Here is a 15,746-nt window from a genome sequence, read left to right on the forward strand (position 1 = left end):
ACCGGATGTGGAATTGGCTCAAACGTCATCACGACAATTTGGCATCGATAGGGGCGCATCACGTCGTCCTCTACACGTCCATTTGGGAACCCGGCCGAGTGCTGGTGACGATCGGTATTCGGCACGCCCGCTCGATTCGCGACGTCATCCGTTCGCCCGCGGTATTCAAATGGTTCGACATCGCCGGACTCGACGACATCCCGCCGATCTTCGGCGGTCAGGTGGTCGAGAAGATCGATCTAGATCCGCCATCGTCGGAAGAACATGTGGGCAGGATCGTGGTCGGCGTCATGTCGTCGGTAGCCGATGTGTCGGCGCTGATGGAGAAGGTGCACGACGGCCTCGACCGGTTCAAGCGTGGAGGCGTGCGCAAGATCTGGGTTTACCGCGCCCTCGACGACGGGCAGGAAGTGATGATCCTGCAGGAGATCGACAACGAGACCAATGCCCGGCAGTGGATCGATCACCCCGATGCCGCCGCGGAGTGGATGTCGAACGCTGGGCTCGGCGCCTATCCGACGCGATTCGTCGGCAAGTTCGCTCATCTGATGAGCATCGGCAGTAAGAACTGATGGGTCAGTAGATGTTCGTCTGCCTCTGTACCGGAGCCACCAGCCACGTGGTGAGCGAGTGCGTTGCAAAGGGCGCCTCGACATCGAAGGAAGTGGCGGCCGCGTGCGGAGCCGGATCCGACTGCGGACGATGCAAGCGCACGGTCCGGGCGATCATCGAAGCTCACTTCGCCAACAACGGCACCCCCTCGGCCGCCAGCCGCTAGTCCCCAGTTCAGTAACTGGCGATTCGTTCGACGCACCCGCCGCTAGGTGCCCGCACTCCCCCGCCTGTCATTGAACGCGGCGAGCGCGTCGGCGTTGGCCGCTGCCCCCATCAACGCGGCGAAGTGAATGTTCTCGCGTTCGGTGGCCGCGGCGATTCCCGGCCGGAACGGATCTGCAATCGTCTGCTTGACCGCCATCAGGCTCGCAATCGGTCTGGCCGAGAGGATTTCGGCGTGCCGACGGGCCTCGGCCAGGAGATCGTCCGGCTCACACACCCGCCATGCCAATCCCATGCGCAGCGCCTCGTCGGCGGTGACCCACTCCGAGGACATCAGCATCCACGCCGCATTCTGCCTGCCGACCAACTTGGGCAGCAGATACGACGATGCCGCTTCCGGTGCGACGCCGAGACTGGTGAATGGACACTTCAACCGCGCCTGCGCCGACATGAACACAAGGTCGGCATAGCCGAGAATCGTTGCGCCGATGCCGACGCCGAGCCCATTGACGGCACAGATCAACGGCTTCGGGAAGTTGGTCAACTCCTCGATCATCGCCGTGAAGTGGCTGCCCGCCTCCGCCATCGAAGGATCGGTGATCCGCGCCTGCATCTCCGTGAGGTCGTTGCCAGCGCTGAACGCCCGTCCGTTGCCGGTCAGCAGAACGACAGCGATCTCGGCATCCTCGGCGGCCTCGCGGATCGCGACCGCTGTCGCCTGGTAGAGCGCCTCGTTGAACGCGTTGAGCACATCGGGCCGGTTGAGCGTGAGCGTCCGTACCCGTTTGGCGTCGCTGATCTGCAACACCGACTTGTACTCCTCGCGTGCGCCTGCCACAGCAGAAGCGTAAGGCTCAGCCGTTGCTGTACACCCGAGTGGGTGCGACGAGCACTGCCGTGCGGCGTTGTTCGGCCATCGTCCGGTCGTAGGTGTCCCAATCGTCGTGGGTGCCGCCTGCGGCGGCGAACACGTCACGCAGCAGCAGCCGAAGCTGGTCGGCGTCGGAGAGCCAGGGCTGCGGATCGTCGGGTCCGGCGAGTTCGGCATTGCCCTCGACGGTCGCCCACTGCCAGCCGTTGCGGAAGGTCGCCGCCAGCTGCGGTCGGGCCCGTAGATTCGCGAGCTTCACCCTGCCGTAGGTGACGAACGCCAGCACCGGGCTTCCGCTTCCGGGATGCGGAAGCACGCCCGCGTTCACCAGGGACGCCTGAATGGTGTTGTCGGCTCGCAGGGTCGACACCACCGTCAAGCCGCTCTCGCCGCGGGCCAAGGCCACCGCCTCATCGATGGTGGTCATCTGCTCACCTTCTGCCTTCCTTCGTCGAACGGGCTGCGGTAGACGTAACGGCTGGTGGGCACGGTGTCGACGTTCTCATTTGCGCCGAAGGCGGCGGTGCTGGCGAGCATGCGCTCCATCCGGTTACGGAGGTCGTCGTCGTCGGCAGCTCCGAAGAACGCGTGCAGATCGGACATCGCCTCTGCGGGAAACAGTTCCTCGACGATCGCCGAAAGGGCAGGCGCGCCATCGGTCAACGGCCGCACCACCGCGTTCTGGGTGTAGCCGAACGTTGCCTGGGTTTCGATCGCCACCGGTGTGTGGTCGATGTGCCAGCGCGACAGCCAGATCGCTTCGTCGAGGTCGCCGGGGCGGCGCAGCAGTGCCACATTGGCAAGACCGGCCGTGCGCTGACCGGGCACGGTCGCCGGCGGTGGCAGCGGCACGGATTCTGTGACGAGATAAGCCGCGACGTCCTCACACTCCTTGCGCAGCCGCGCCGTCGTGGCAACGAGCTGCGCCCCGTAGGACTGCTGGGTCCAGACGCTGACGACGGCGACCACCGGGGGGTCCATCGTCGTCAGTGTCATCAGCGAGTCGCGCACGTCGGCATCGCGGACATTGATCGCCAGTCCCGGCAGGCCGATGTCGAGAAGGTCCGCGGCGACCTGCGTGCGCAGCCTGGCGCACCAGGCGCCGTCGGCGTCGGCTCCCCGCAGAGTGAGGATGACTTTCTCCACCACCCGAACCTAATCGGAATCGTTGTGCTCAGGTTGTGCTCAGGCCTCGAGCCGTTCGCGGATGCTGGCGAGCCGTTGTCTCAGCTCGGCTTCGTCGATGACACCGCGGGCCAACAAGGAGTGGGCCAAAGAGACCAGTTGGCTTTCCGGATAGGGCAGATCCGCGTAAAGGGTCGCCGACAGCTCGTCCTCCTCGTCGCGCCGTTGCTTGAAGTCCGGGATGTCCGCGTCACAGGCCGCCCGGTCGAGCGCGTCGCACATCCCGTCCAAGCTCGTCTTCCACGGCGGCACAGGGTTTTCGACACCCCACTTGGCGGCCATCGCCGGCCAGACCTGATTGCGTTCGACGATTTCGTCCAGCGGCGCGATCCGGGAGCGCCCTGTCGCGGCGTCCGCTTCTGTCATCCGCCCGTTCCCGGGTGCAGTGCCGGTCGGGTGTCGACGATCGCGTTGGTGGTCACGCCGGCTTTCGGCAGCGCGACGCCGATAAGGCAGTCGCGGGTGAGGATCTCCACCAACTGGTCCTCGGTCCAGTCCTCGGTGCCTTCGGGCCGCATCGGCATGACCATGAACCGGTGCTTCTGGTTCGAATCCTGGACGTGAACGGTGATCTCGTTGGACAGGTAAAGCCCGAACTCCGCCAGCACCTGACGCGGCCAGCGAACCAGACGACGACGATAATTCGGTGTCCGGTACCACTCCGGGGAGTTGCCCAGGATGGGCCGCGGGTAGCAAGAGCACAACGCGCACACGATCACGTTGTGCACCGTCGGGGTGTCGGCGAGAATCTGGAACGCGGTGAAATCGCTAGGGGTGCCCCACCCGGTAGGGTGCAGCCAGTCGACGCCGACCTCTTTGCTGGCCGTCATCGGTTCGACCAGCGCCAGCTTCTTGAAATCAGGATCCAGCCACGCCTTGGCCACCAGATGCGCCGCCGGTGTGATCCCGATGTGCTCGGCGAACTCGGTCATCCGGCGGTGTTCTTCGGCAGTGAAGATGCCTTTCTCGATGCACAGTTCGCGCAGCGCGATCTCGAGGACCTCGAAGTCGGTGATCTCGTCGACCATCGGCGCGACGGTGCGGTCGTGATCATGGTCATGACTGTGGTCAGACATGCGAACTCCTTTCCGGACGACTCACTCGGCGGCTTGAAGCCAGTGTTCGGGAATTTCGGTGGAGATGACGTCGTCGGCTGTTCCCGTGTAGCCGTACCACAGGTCGGCCATGTTGAAGCGGACGACGTAAAACCACTCGGCCTGCGCGGGCCGGTCCCACGTCTCGTCCTCGGCGGCCGGGCTTTCGTACGCCACCGTCTCGATCTGGCCGGTCGCGCCGCGGACATACGCCGGCGTGCGGGTGTAGAAGATCACCGGAAGCTCGCGCACCACGACGGGATCGCCGACCTTGAACCTCGGCGTTCCAGCCTGCCCGGCAAACATCTGCGGATCGCCCTTACCGGCCGCCTCCTCGGCGTGGTTGTTGCGCTTGACCCCCGATCCGTCCCCTTCTGACTTCGGCTTGGCTTCCAGTTTCTTGCCGTCGAGCCCGCCTGCATATCGCTCCTGGACTTCGGCCATGCGCTCGCTCAACTCGGTCAGGCCGATGTGGTGTTTCTCGACCAGGACGCGCGCGACGGCCAGCAGCCAGCGCCCGTAGTACGGCAGCCCCAGGTATTCGGCCCGGCCCACGTCGACGTTGCCCATTCGGCGGCGCTCCTCGGACAGCCAGATGCCGCGCCAGCCGAGTGTCTCGCAGATGATGTAGGTCTCTTCCTCCCACTGCTCGTACTGCTTGTTCTCGTACTTCATCGGCGCACACGACTCGCCGCCGACGTCATGGACGGGTTTGAGGTAGGCGGTGATCCGGTGATGATCAAGCATGTCCGGCGTCGGTGCATCCGGTAGTTCCGGATACGACGATTTCAGCCGGGCCACCAGGTCGAGTTGAGTTGCTCGCTCCGCGGCCGTACTCATCCGACTCCCTTCGTGCGCGGCCGACGTCGAGCCGGCGCACGCGACACCAATTGGCAAACCCCGTGGGTGACTTTCGTGATCTGAAATCGTTAGCTGACTCTATCGCCGAATGGTTGCTGGTGTACGGAAATTCGGAATGGGTCGGCCCGCGGTTATCCCCTACTGCGGACAGGTGATCCATGCACTGTGGCGTATTGCTTTCAACGTGGTGAAGCCCGCTCGGACTGTTGGAGGGGGCGGCGGTCCCCAATGAACATGGCGCGGGAGCGGTTCAACAGGGCCTGACAGCCGACATGTCGTGGTGCCAGCTTGCCCCGGATGCGGCCGCGGCCGGGTGAGAATGATCGGGTGACCAAGGGGCTGGGCCTGCGACTGAACCTGCCGGGCAACGGCGCGGTCGCCAGGAGCCTTCTCGGCGTGCTCGTCCTGACCGCCGCGGCCTTGTTGTGGGCCCCGGCGGGCGCGGCGACCTCGACCGCCGCGGCCGGTGCGATCGCGAGCGCGATCGCACTGCAAGACAACCCGCTCGGTCGGATCCCGATCGTGCTTGCGGTCTCCGCCGAACTGGGAGTCGCCGTTCTGGCAGGCGCTCTGACCTCCGGCTACAGCGTCGTCTTCGTCATCGTGGTCGCAGTGTGGTGTTTTTTCGCGGGCATACAGTGGGCGGTCGGCGCACCCGCGGGGCTTCTTGCCGGAGCGTCGGGCTTGCTCTTGGTCATCCAGCACCCCCAACCGATCCTGGCCGCATTCGGGTCCGCCCTTTTCGCCGTCTTGGCCGGCCTGACGCAGGCCGCGCTGATCGCGCTGAGACCACCGCGGCGTTGGCGCCTCGAGCGCGAAGCGCTGACGACGGTCTACCGGTCGCTGAGCACCGATGCGCGGCGGCTGGCAACCGAGCCAACGGCGGAGGTCGACTCGTCGCAACTGTTGGCGTGTAAGGAAGCGTTCAGCAGTAACGAGACCCAGGCCGGTCGCCGCGCACCGGCATATCGGGACTGGCACGCGCTTCCGGAGCAGATCGCCAAGACGTTGATGGCATTGCGTGGCAAGGCGGCGGGGCACGACGCGATCCGCGATGTGTTGACGGCGACGGCGGACATGCTCGCGGCGATCGCCGGTCAGAACCGGACTGCGCGGCGGGATGCGGAATACGCGCTCAAGGGCGTCGACGCGTCCGTCGCGGCCGTCGCGATATCGGACGCCCCAGTGGCGCAGCGTCTTTCCCGTCAACTCCACCGCGCAGATGCGCTGCGCTTCGGTCGACGCCACGTCGGTGACTGGACCGACACCCTGAAAGCGGCGCTAGGCGTCGCCGCCGGACATCTCACCCTGAAATCGCCGATATCGCGGCACGCCGCCCGGCTCGCCGGGGCCGCCGGGTCCGGAATCGCAATCGCACGCTTCGCCGACGTCCCCGCGGGCTATTGGATTCCTCTGACGGTGCTGCTCGTCATGCGACCGGAGACGGCCCACACCTACACGCGGTGCGTCGGTCGTGTCGCGGGCATCTGCGGCGGAGTTGTGGTCGCGTCCGCCGTGACGCTGCTGTGGGAGCCGACCGGCTTTGCCGCGGCAATCCTTGCGGTGGGTTTTCTCGGGCTCACATACGCGGTATCGATCTTCGGGTATATCGCGGTGACGGCAGCCTTCGCTGCGACGATCGTCCTGCTCCTCGACATCACGGATGCATCGTCGTCCATCACCGACCTCCTCTTCGCGGTCATCATCGGTGGTGCACTCACAGTGCTGTTCCACGTGGTCATTCCCGATGACGCGCTGATCCGGCTTCGCCAGCGTGCCGGCGAGCTGCTGAAGACCGAAATCGACTACGCCGCAACGGTCATCAAGGCGTATGTGCACGACCTCGACCATCCATCGGATGCGCTGGACGCGGCGTGGCAGCGTGCGTTTCGGGCCCGTGCGGCCTTCGAAGCCGCCGCCGGGGCAACCCGAATCGAGTCACGGGACCTGAGGCGCTGGCTCAGATCGTTTCGCGCGGGCCTGAATGTCGTCACCACTTCGTGTACCGCGCTGGAACAAAGCCTGCCGCCGCACCCGTCCGCGGCGCTGAGCCGCGAGTTCGTGCTGGCCGTGGACGACTACGTCGAAGCGCTGCGCGGCGATCCCCCGTCTCCAGCGACTCCGTGGAGCGTCGACACGGTGCAGTTGATAGCCGCAGACCAGCAATTACGCGACGCCGCAACACATATCGACGACGGTGCCGCACGAATTCTCGTCGCGGAGATCGGCACAATAACCCGCAGCCTCGCTGGCATGGCCGTCGACGTCCCTGACGTGGCCGCGCCCTGATTCTCAGCCTCAGTTCTCGTCGCGCGCCCACTTGGGCGTGATGAAGACGCCCTCGGCCTCGACGGTGACGCCGTCTTCGTCGGAGAGATGGCCGACCACATGGGTTTTCACACCTTCGGTGCGGTCGATTCGCGCCTCGGCATGCAGCCGGCCCAGCCGCGTCGTACGCAGGTAGCGCATCGTGATGGTGCCGGTAAACCGAGGTGTTATCCCGTCGCTGGCCGCCTCGCCGAGCACGTGATCGAGCACCAGTGCCGAGATCCCGCCGTGCACATGACCGGGCGGACCTTCGTACGGCGCCCCCATCACGAAGTCGGTGAACGTACCGCCCGCTTCGTCGCGGTGGATCACCAGGGGCGGAGCGATCGGGTTGCGAATACCGACGACGGGATTACCCCACGCCATCCGGTCGCCTCCGGTGGTGTACCGCACCCCGAACGGGCCGTCGATCTGCCGTGCCCGTAATCGTGCGGTCAATGCGTCGATCTCGGCTTTGACCGCCGCCACCTCCTCGGCGTCGACCTCCGTTCGGATCGTTGCGTCGACGAGGTCGCGGACCGATTCGGCGAGCGGCTGGTAGACGGCACGCATCCGGTCGACTTCCTCGGAAGTCAGGTCCCCGATGTGGGTGAACTCCAACACCCCGAAACTAGAACACGTTTCTATTATGAAGTCGAATCACGCCCGCCTGCGGGGTGGAGCAACACGATTGCAATACGGCGGTACCACGACCGCCATCATTCCGTGAAAAAAACAGCTGTGGTTGGTGGCGTAGCAGGTCCGTCTGTCGGTCCCTCGGTGGCCGAGATCCTTCAGTGGCATGCCGGTGGAAGTGGTTCACCCACCAAGACGGCCGCCCGAGTCGCCGACGCGATCGCGGCAAGGGGTGATGACGGCACCTGGCTTTCCGTCGTGCCGCGCGATGCGTTGCTTGCGGCTGCCGAGGACATTGAAAGGCGCCAAGGCGCACGGACACCGCCGCTGTACGGCGTGCCATTCGGGGTCAAGGACAGCATCGACGTCGCGGGCGTCGCGACCACGCTCTCCTGCCCCGACTATGCGTACACCGCCTCGACGACGGCACCCGCCGTGCGCCGACTGATCGACGCCGGTGCGCTCTATGTCGGCAAGACCAACCTCGATCAGTTCGCCACCGGGCTCAACGGCACCAGGACCCCGTACACGGTGCCGCGCGGTGTGTACGGCAACGACATGATCTCCGGCGGATCGAGCTCTGGCTCGGCGCTGGCCGTCGCACTGGGCCAGGTGCCATTCGCCGTGGCCACCGACACGGCAGGCTCTGGCAGGGTGCCCGCGGCACTCAACGGCGTCGTCGGGTTCAAACCGTCACGCGGCCTGATCAGCACCGTCGGCCTGGTCCCGGCGTGCAAATCGCTGGACTGCATAAGCGTTATGGCCGGCTGCATCGACGACGTCGACCGCGTCTTCGAGGTGATGGCGGCCCGTGACGACAACGACGCGTGGTCGCGCGGACGCGGCCCTCGTTACGACGGCTCTGACATTCGGATGGGGCTGCCTGCCGCCGATGTGCTGGAATTCTTCGGCGACGACGGGATGCGCCGCGCGCACATGGCCTTCCGCGAGCAGGTGAGCGGCATGGCCACCGTCGTCGACACATCGCTCGAGCCCTTCCTGGCCGCCGGTTCCCTTCTCTACCAGGGCCCGTGGGTGGCGGAACGGTTGGTGGAATTTGGTGACTTCCTTGCCGCCCAGCCAGATTCGATCCATCCAGTCGTCCGCGACATCCTGCGCAGCGGGCAGAAGTACACCGCGGTCGACGCTTTCGCCGCACTGCAGCGGCTCGCCGAACTGAAGGCGGTCGTCGGTCGGCTTTGGCAACACATGGACGTGCTTGTGGTCCCCACGATCGGCACCACCTTCACCGTCGACGAGGTGCTTGCACGGCCGATCGACTGCAACACGATGCTGGGTCACTACACACATTTCGGCAATCTGCTCGACCTGATCGGGATTGCGTTGCCGCTCGGCACAACGGCCGACGGCAGGCCCTACAGCGCCATGCTCCTCGGGGCGGCTCTGTCCGATGACACCGTGCTCGAGTTTGCCGCGCACATCCTCGACGAACCACGCGATCGTTTTTCGCCTGATCCCGTTGCGACATCCATCTTCCCCACCTCCGCCGAGGAGCACTCGTGAATGCGACCATCGACCTGCTTGCGGAACCCACGCCGTTCACCCTCGTGGGCGGCAAGACGGCGCTGATCGTCATCGACATGCAGCGAGACTTCCTGCTGCCCGGCGGATTCGGCGAGAGCCTGGGCAACGACGTCGATCAGTTGCTCAAGGTGGTACCGCCGTTGGCGGCTCTGATCGCGGCGGCCAGGGCGTCGGGAGTCTTGGTCATCCACACCCGCGAAGGCCATCGGCCCGATTTGTCGGACTGCCCGCCGGCCAAGCGCAACCGCGGAGCCCCGTCCAAGCGGATCGGAGATGCCGGGAAGTACGGCCGGATCCTCATCCGCGGTGAGTACGGCCACGACATCGTCGACGAGTTGGCGCCAGTCGAGGGAGAGATCGTCATCGACAAGCCCGGCAAGGGCGCGTTCTACGCCACCCAACTCCAGGACCTTCTCACCGGCGCGGGCATCACCCAGTTGCTGATCACCGGCGTCACAACCGAGGTCTGCGTGCACACCACCACGCGCGAGGCGAACGATCGCGGCTACGAGTGCCTTGTCGTATCCGATTGTGTCGGTTCATATTTCCCGGACTTCCAGCGCATCGGGCTGGAAATGATCAAGGCCCAGGGCGGCATCTTCGGATGGGTCGCCGACAGCACGGCTGTGATCCCGGCACTTCAAGCCCTCACCATCACCGCCGTCTGAGAGGAACCCGCCATGTCCACCGACGTGACACCAGCCGATCCACCCATTGATCCGCCTGGCCCGACTGAACCCGCACCGACGTCGATACCGTGGTGGACGCGCGGCGACCTGAACGCGTTCTTCGGTCTCGGCTTCAACATCCTGGTCAATGTGCTGACGCTGACCGGACTGATGATCGGTGTCATCTCGGTCCCTGCTGGCGACGTACTCGGCACCATATTGCCTGCCCTCGGCGTCGCTCTGATCCTTGGCAACCTGTACTACACATTCCTCGCGCGCCGGCTTGCAACTCGCGAGAACCGAACCGACGTCACGGCCCTCCCGTACGGCCCCAGCGTGCCGCACATGTTCATCGTCGTCTTCGTGGTGATGCTGCCGGTATATCTGAACACCAAAGATCCTCTGCAAGCCTGGGAATCGGGACTGGCATGGGCCTTCATGATCGGTGTGATCGTCATGATCGGCGCATTTGTGGGTCCCTTCATTCGCAAGCTCACCCCCCGCGCCGCGATGCTCGGCACCCTGGCCGGCATCTCGATCACGTTCATCTCCATGCGGCCCGCGGCCCAGATGTGGGAAGCCGCCTGGATCGGCCTCCCAGTCATGGCGATCATCCTGATCGGGTTCTTCACCGATGTGAAGCTGCCGTTCGGCATCCCGGTCGGACTCGCCGCGCTACTCGTGGGCACGGCGATCGGTTGGATCGGCGGCTTTATGTCCGCACCCGACGTCGGACAGGCGATCTCCGACATCGCAATCGGCATCCCCGACCTACGGATCGACATGCTCTTCTCTGGCCTTACGCACCTGGCGCCCCTGCTGGGCACCGCAATACCGTTGGGTGTCTACAACTTCACAGAAGCCATGAGCAATGTGGAGAGCGCCGCGGCCGCCGGCGACAGCTATAACCTGCGCAGCGTGCTTCTCGCCGACGGCGCCGGGGCCGTCATCGGCTCCGCGTTCGGCTCGCCGTTCCCACCGGCGGTCTACATCGGTCACCCTGGCTGGAAGGACGCGGGCGGCCGTACCAGCTATTCACTCGCCAGCGGCGTCGTCATCGGAATCTTCTGTTTCCTTGGCCTTTTCGGTGTCCTGGACGCGCTGTTGCCTGTCCCCGCGATCGTGCCGATCCTCTTGTACATCGGCCTGTTGATCGGTGCCCAGGCGTTTCAGGCGGTGCCGCGTCTGCACGCAGTCGCCGTCGTCGCCGCCATCCTGCCGAACCTCGCGCAGTGGGCCAGCGGGCTGATCGACAACGCGCTCAACGCTGCTGGGACGTCGGCGGACAAAGTCGGTCTTGAAGCACTCAACGGCGCGGGCGTCGTCTACGAAGGGCTGCAGACACTCGGTGAGGGCGCCGTTCTGGTGGGTCTCATTCTCGGCACCACGGTGACCTTCATCCTCGAGAAGAAATTCCTCTACGCGGCGATCGCGTCCGCCGTCGGGGCGGCGTTGTCGTTCATCGGTCTGATCCACGCGCCACAAGTCGCATGGGCGGCGAATCCGGCGGTCGCGCTGGGCTATCTGTTCTTCGGAATCGTATGCGTCGCCTACTCATTCCTGCCCGGTGCGAAAGATCCGGTGGAAGTCGACGAGTCGGACATCGTCGCGGGTCACTGAGCCGTACCGTCCGGTGTGAACGGGACGTCGGCGTCGGGTTCGAGTACGACATACATTCGTCGCCACGGGTCGGGACCCTCCAGTCGCCACTGATGACCCGAGCCTGCGGTGTCCTCGGCGGCAGCACATCGCCCGGGCGAAGCGTGAACTCGTCGCCATCGCGGGTTGAGAAGATCAGCGTGCCGGACAACGTCACCACCAGTTGGCGGACGGGCGCATTGTGCCAGGCGAGCGATCCCCCGCCCGCGGTCTCCTCGACCTTCACGTGCGCGGCCGACATCGCGGGCGACACCAGATCGTTATTGCGACCCGGCAAGATGTCGAGCCTGCCGTCGCGGAAATGCGAACCGCCGTCTTGTCCCGTCCAGAGTCGGACGCAGCGGATCATTCGGGGCTCCTCGCGTACGTGACCAATCCTGCTCCTCGCGTCCGCGCCCGGTCGTACTCTGCGTAGGTGAACACCGCCACCGTAGTCGTGACGCTGTTGCTCGCAGCCCTGTTCACCTTCGCCTCGAGTATCAAACTGCTCGGCGTCCCCAAGTCCCTGGAGATCCGCGACCATCTCGGGGTCTCACCGATTCAGTGGCGGATCATCGGAGCGCTTGAACTCGCTGGCGTCGCCGGGGTGCTGGCCGGATTGCTGTGGCCGCCGATCGGCATCGCTGCGGCGATCGGGCTCATCCTGCTGTCGATCGGCGCTGTCGCGTTTCATCTCCGCGCGTCGGATCGCGTCGCGGACATGGTGCCTGCGGTGATCGGCGTCGCATTGGCCGCGGCGACCGCCGTGCTGCACACCATCTGAAGTCACCGCCGTCACACCAGTCCAGGAAGGTGTCTTAGCTTACCTAAGCTTTCGTGGTCAACTGTCTACAACAAGGATTATGGTGCAGGTATGGCACCACGCACCGACAGTTTGGATCCCCGCGCCGAGCGGGTTCGCGGCAAGCTTCGCGAGGCGGCGTTCGCGCTGGCGCACGAGCGTCCGGTCGACCGGCTGACGGTGGTTGACATAGTGGCGCGCGCCGCGGTCAGCCGCCAGGTCTTCTATCAACACTTCGACGATCGCGACGACGCGATCGCGTACGCATTCACGGCGGCGTTCGCGTCGGCCGCCGGGGGTATCGCCGGCGATCCGCGTGCCCGGATCGTGGCCCTCTTCGACTTCGCCTCCGAGCACCGTGCGATGTATCGAAACGTGGTTCCGAGTGCCGTCACCCTGCCGGTGGTCGCCGCCTTCCGCGCCGAACTCGCACCCGCGTGTGAACAGATGGCCTGCGACGGCATGGCCGCTGTCTCCGGCATTTCCGGCCTCAGCGCGGAGTCGGTGAGCCGGTTTCTGGTCGGCGGCTTCATCGAGGTGCTGCGCTCCTGGATGGAGGACCGCGACGCCACCGATCTGCGCGGCAGGGTCACCGCCGCACTGGACACCGTCGGCGCGCTGCTTGGCCTGTCTGCTTCCGCCGCAGTGCGCTGAACCGATTCGAGCTTCCAAGAAGGGTTTTCACATGGCACGACATGCTTCTCCCGAGATGACCGAGGTGACGAAGACGGGCATCCGCAACATGGTGCTCGCGATGGTGGCGTTGACGGTGTTCGTCGTCGCGATGATCGCCAGCTACTCCGGCGCCTTCGCCAGGCCCACCCTGCACCACCTGACCGTCGCGGTGTCCGCGCCGGCACAAGTGGTCGACGCGGTCCGCGGCCAGGATGCTCTGACGGTCAACGTGGTTGGTGATGACGCGGCGGCGCGGCAACAGGTCCTCGACCGAGCGGCCGACTCGGCCATTGTCGTCGCCCCGACAGGCCAGATGAAGATCTATGTTGCCGGCGGCGGTGGCAAGAGCGTTGCGACCGCAGCCGAAGCCGTCGGCCGGGCAATCGCGTTGAAGGGGCGTTTCACCCCGGCCGTGGAGGATGTGGCGCCGACGTCTGCGGCGGACCCCTCGGGCACCGTCGAGTTCTACGCCGTCATCTTCCTGTCAATCGGAGCATCGTTGGGCGCGACGGCATTCGGCTACATCATGGGCAAGGTGCGCAGGCCCGGCACCTTCCTTTTGCGCACGCTGACGCTGAGCGGATATTCGGCGCTGCTGGCCGGCGTGGTGACGGTCTACGCCGACGCCATGCTCGGCGCTTTGCCTGGACACCCGTGGGCCGTGTTCGGTGTGCTCTGGCTCTACTCGATGGCCGTCGGTGGCGCGGTCACCGGCGCCGCGGCGGCGTTCGGATCCGCAGCCTCGATGTTGCTCACCCTGTTCCTCGTGGTCGTCGGCAACGCGGCTGCCGCAGGGCCCGTAGGCAGGCCGCTGCTGTCGCCGTTCTACGCCACGTTCACGATGATCGTGCCGCAGGGTTCCGGTGTCGCACTTCTGCGCAGCATTTCCTACTTCGGCGGTCACGGCGCGGCGACTCCGCTGCTGACGCTCGGCGTGTGGGGTGCGGCTGGCTGCCTGCTTGCGGCGCTCGCCACGGCATCACGAGTGAATTATGGTGCCCTTCGTGAGCGTATCGCTGAGCCAGTCCGATCGGTACTACGACCTCGGCACCTATCACCGGCAGGTCGACACGCCGTCGGCGCAGGCGCAGACGTGGGTTGACCGTGGGCTCGTATGGGCGTACGCGTTCAATCACGACGAAGCGATCCGCTGCTTCGAACGTGCCCTCGAACTGGACCCGGATCTCGCCATCGCCCGCTGGGGCATCGCCTACTCCGTCGGCCCGAACTACAACAAGGCATGGGAGGCGTTCGATCCGGTCGATCTCGCAGCGTCATTGGCCCGCGCGCGAATGGAACTCGGGCTGGCGACCACCGGACGGGCTTCCGCTGTCGAACGCGCGATGATCGAGGCGCTGAAAGGTCGGTTTCCGACCGACGACCCTGACGACATCGACGCGTTGCATGCCGGACACGTTAGCTACGCCGACGCGATGGCGACACTGGCCGAGGTGTATCCCGACGACGTCGACGTGCAGGCGCTTGCCGCCGACGCGCTGGTCAACGTCACCGCGTGGGCATTGTGGGACACCAGAACAGGTGAGCCCGCACCCGGCTCACGGGTTCTGGAAGCCAAGCGCATCCTCGATGACGCGCTGGCGGTTGCGGCGGGCCGCGAGCATCCCGGCGTGCTGCACCTCTATCTGCACACCATGGAGATGTCGGCCACCCCGCAGGACGCCCTGCCTGCCGCCGATCTGCTACGTGGCCTGGTCCCGGACGCGGGTCATCTGCAGCACATGGCCAGCCACATTGACGTGCTGTGCGGCGACTACCGCAACTCGGTGGTGTCGAATCTGACTGCTGTACAGGCCGATCGACTTTTCGTCGAACGCGAGGGACCGCTGAATTTCTATTCGCTCTACCGCGCGCACAATTTGCACTTCGTGGTCTACTCGGCGATGTTCGAGGGTAACTCGGCCATCGCATTGCGTGCCGCCGACGAGCTGGCCGAACAGCTCACTCCGGAACTGCTGGCCATCGAGTCACCTCCGATGGCGGATTGGCTGGAAGCGTTCGTACCGTTGCGAATTCACGTGCTGGTCCGGTTCGGCCGGTGGGACGAGCTGATCTCCCAGCCTGTCCCAGACGACGTCGACCTGTACTGCACGACGGCCGCCACCATTCACTACGGCCGCGGGGTCGCGCACGCTGCGAAGGGGCAGATCGCGCAGGCGCATGCGGAGCGTGAGGCGTTCACGGCCGCTTACGGCCGCATTCCCGAGTCCCGGTACCTGTTCAACAACACCGCACGCGACATCCTGGCGGTCGCCGCGGAAATGCTGGACGGCGAAATCGCCTACCGGAAAGCCGAAGTCGACGACGCGTTCGCGCACCTGCGACGCGCGATCGAACTCGACGACGCGCTTCCCTACGACGAACCCTGGGGCTGGATGCAACCGACCCGCCACGCGTACGGGGCACTGCTGTTGGAGCAGGGCCTGGTCGAGCAGGCCGCCGCGGTGTACGCCGCCGATCTCGGGCTCGATCCCACCCTCAGCCGGCCGTGCCAGCACCCCGGCAACGTGTGGAGCCTGCACGGCTATCACGAATGCCTGCAACGGCTGGGCCGCACGGCGGAGGCGGGCATCATCGGCCAGCAGCTGGCGCTGGCGGTGGCGCGTGCGGACGTGCCCGTCGCCGCATCCTGCGCATGCCGGCTCGAGGTCGTCGAGCCATGTCATTGA

At 65.6% G+C, this 15,746-nt stretch carries 17 protein-coding genes; 10 read left to right on the forward strand and 7 right to left on the reverse strand.

The window, feature by feature from the left end:
• Both QOC76_RS14935 and QOC76_RS14940 read left to right on the forward strand, forming a co-directional pair.
• Nucleotides 1-572: fatty-acid--CoA ligase (locus QOC76_RS14935; RefSeq protein ID WP_526357616.1), on the forward strand; the 572-nt coding region annotated here is incomplete at its 5' end.
• Nucleotides 573-583: 11 nt separating this feature from the next.
• Entirely contained in the window at nucleotides 584-778 is a 195-nt protein-coding gene (locus QOC76_RS14940; protein ID WP_526357617.1) for a (2Fe-2S)-binding protein, read from the forward strand.
• 42 nt (nucleotides 779-820) lie between these two features.
• Here the strand turns inward: QOC76_RS14940 and QOC76_RS14945 are convergent, their stop codons facing one another.
• Genes QOC76_RS14945 through QOC76_RS14970 form a run of 6 tightly spaced genes read right to left on the reverse strand, consistent with a single transcriptional unit; the run spans nucleotide 821 to nucleotide 4,767 of the window.
• The gene (locus tag QOC76_RS14945) at nucleotides 821-1,615 is read right to left on the reverse strand and encodes an enoyl-CoA hydratase/isomerase family protein (protein WP_526357618.1); all 795 of its coding nucleotides are present in this window, start codon (nucleotides 1,613-1,615) and stop codon (nucleotides 821-823) included.
• A 16-nt stretch (nucleotides 1,616-1,631) separates the two neighbouring features.
• Complete coding sequence (locus QOC76_RS14950; RefSeq protein WP_526357619.1) at nucleotides 1,632-2,075, reverse strand: TIGR03618 family F420-dependent PPOX class oxidoreductase; 444 nt, start codon at nucleotides 2,073-2,075, stop codon at nucleotides 1,632-1,634.
• Nucleotides 2,072-2,794 (reverse strand): EthD domain-containing protein, encoded by a 723-nt coding sequence (locus QOC76_RS14955; RefSeq protein WP_526357620.1) that lies wholly within the window; start codon nucleotides 2,792-2,794, stop codon nucleotides 2,072-2,074. Before QOC76_RS14955 ends, QOC76_RS14950 begins: the two co-directional genes overlap by 4 nt.
• Nucleotides 2,795-2,833: 39 nt before the next feature.
• Nucleotides 2,834-3,199, reverse strand: coding sequence for a thiocyanate hydrolase (locus QOC76_RS14960; protein ID WP_526357621.1), 366 nt, complete (start codon nucleotides 3,197-3,199; stop codon nucleotides 2,834-2,836).
• Complete coding sequence (gene scnC / locus QOC76_RS14965; protein ID WP_526357622.1) at nucleotides 3,196-3,909, reverse strand: thiocyanate hydrolase subunit gamma; 714 nt, start codon at nucleotides 3,907-3,909, stop codon at nucleotides 3,196-3,198. The genes QOC76_RS14960 and scnC overlap by 4 nt, the downstream gene beginning before the upstream one ends.
• Nucleotides 3,910-3,930: 21 nt before the next feature.
• A complete protein-coding gene (locus QOC76_RS14970; RefSeq protein ID WP_526357623.1) occupies nucleotides 3,931-4,767 on the reverse strand; it encodes an SH3-like domain-containing protein in 837 nt (278 codons plus the stop codon).
• 348 nt (nucleotides 4,768-5,115) lie between these two features.
• Here QOC76_RS14970 and QOC76_RS14975 point away from each other — a divergent pair, with 348 nt between their 5' ends.
• Nucleotides 5,116-7,077 carry an FUSC family protein gene (locus QOC76_RS14975; RefSeq protein ID WP_526357624.1) on the forward strand — a complete coding sequence of 654 codons (1,962 nt, stop codon included), beginning with the start codon at nucleotides 5,116-5,118 and terminating at the stop codon, nucleotides 7,075-7,077.
• 9 nt (nucleotides 7,078-7,086) lie between these two features.
• Here QOC76_RS14975 and QOC76_RS14980 read toward each other — a convergent pair whose 3' ends face one another.
• A complete protein-coding gene (locus QOC76_RS14980; RefSeq protein ID WP_526357625.1) occupies nucleotides 7,087-7,719 on the reverse strand; it encodes a PaaI family thioesterase in 633 nt (210 codons plus the stop codon).
• 156 nt (nucleotides 7,720-7,875) lie between these two features.
• On the opposite strand from QOC76_RS14980, the gene QOC76_RS14985 reads away from it, so the two are divergent.
• The 7 genes from QOC76_RS14985 to QOC76_RS15015 all read left to right on the forward strand — a co-directional run bounded on the left by QOC76_RS14985 (nucleotide 7,876) and on the right by QOC76_RS15015 (nucleotide 15,746).
• Nucleotides 7,876-9,255, forward strand: coding sequence for an allophanate hydrolase (locus QOC76_RS14985; protein ID WP_526357626.1), 1,380 nt, complete (start codon nucleotides 7,876-7,878; stop codon nucleotides 9,253-9,255).
• Nucleotides 9,252-9,944: a cysteine hydrolase family protein gene (locus tag QOC76_RS14990; protein ID WP_526357627.1), complete on the forward strand. Its 693-nt coding sequence runs from the start codon at nucleotides 9,252-9,254 to the stop codon at nucleotides 9,942-9,944. Before QOC76_RS14985 ends, QOC76_RS14990 begins: the two co-directional genes overlap by 4 nt.
• A 12-nt stretch (nucleotides 9,945-9,956) precedes the next feature.
• Nucleotides 9,957-11,564 (forward strand): regulator, encoded by a 1,608-nt coding sequence (locus QOC76_RS14995; protein WP_526357628.1) that lies wholly within the window; start codon nucleotides 9,957-9,959, stop codon nucleotides 11,562-11,564.
• A gap of 454 nt (nucleotides 11,565-12,018) precedes the next feature.
• Nucleotides 12,019-12,366, forward strand: coding sequence for a DoxX family protein (locus QOC76_RS15000; protein WP_526357629.1), 348 nt, complete (start codon nucleotides 12,019-12,021; stop codon nucleotides 12,364-12,366).
• 90 nt (nucleotides 12,367-12,456) lie between these two features.
• Nucleotides 12,457-13,038, forward strand: coding sequence for a TetR/AcrR family transcriptional regulator (locus QOC76_RS15005; RefSeq protein WP_526357630.1), 582 nt, complete (start codon nucleotides 12,457-12,459; stop codon nucleotides 13,036-13,038).
• A 31-nt stretch (nucleotides 13,039-13,069) separates the two neighbouring features.
• The gene (locus QOC76_RS15010; RefSeq protein ID WP_526357631.1) at nucleotides 13,070-14,161 is read left to right on the forward strand and encodes a hypothetical protein; all 1,092 of its coding nucleotides are present in this window, start codon (nucleotides 13,070-13,072) and stop codon (nucleotides 14,159-14,161) included.
• Complete coding sequence (locus QOC76_RS15015; RefSeq protein ID WP_526357632.1) at nucleotides 14,052-15,746, forward strand: tetratricopeptide repeat protein; 1,695 nt, start codon at nucleotides 14,052-14,054, stop codon at nucleotides 15,744-15,746. Before QOC76_RS15010 ends, QOC76_RS15015 begins: the two co-directional genes overlap by 110 nt.

This window comes from Mycobacterium sp. (assembly GCF_032159565.1).
Classification (GTDB): domain Bacteria; phylum Actinomycetota; class Actinomycetes; order Mycobacteriales; family Mycobacteriaceae; genus Mycobacterium.

Bases quoted from the DNA above. Each gene is read 5' to 3' on its own strand.
- QOC76_RS14960 (WP_526357621.1), bottom strand. From the start codon at position 3,199: ATGACAGAAGCGGACGCCGCGACAGGGCGCTCCCGGATCGCGCCGCTG.
- QOC76_RS15015 (WP_526357632.1), top strand. From the start codon at position 14,052: ATGGTGCCCTTCGTGAGCGTATCGCTGAGCCAGTCCGATCGGTACTAC.
- QOC76_RS14970 (WP_526357623.1), bottom strand. From the start codon at position 4,767: ATGAGTACGGCCGCGGAGCGAGCAACTCAACTCGACCTGGTGGCCCGG.
- QOC76_RS14950 (WP_526357619.1), bottom strand. From the start codon at position 2,075: ATGACCACCATCGATGAGGCGGTGGCCTTGGCCCGCGGCGAGAGCGGC.
- QOC76_RS15005 (WP_526357630.1), top strand. From the start codon at position 12,457: ATGGCACCACGCACCGACAGTTTGGATCCCCGCGCCGAGCGGGTTCGC.
- QOC76_RS14995 (WP_526357628.1), top strand. From the start codon at position 9,957: ATGTCCACCGACGTGACACCAGCCGATCCACCCATTGATCCGCCTGGC.
- QOC76_RS15010 (WP_526357631.1), top strand. From the start codon at position 13,070: ATGGCACGACATGCTTCTCCCGAGATGACCGAGGTGACGAAGACGGGC.
- QOC76_RS14940 (WP_526357617.1), top strand. From the start codon at position 584: ATGTTCGTCTGCCTCTGTACCGGAGCCACCAGCCACGTGGTGAGCGAG.
- scnC (WP_526357622.1), bottom strand. From the start codon at position 3,909: ATGTCTGACCACAGTCATGACCATGATCACGACCGCACCGTCGCGCCG.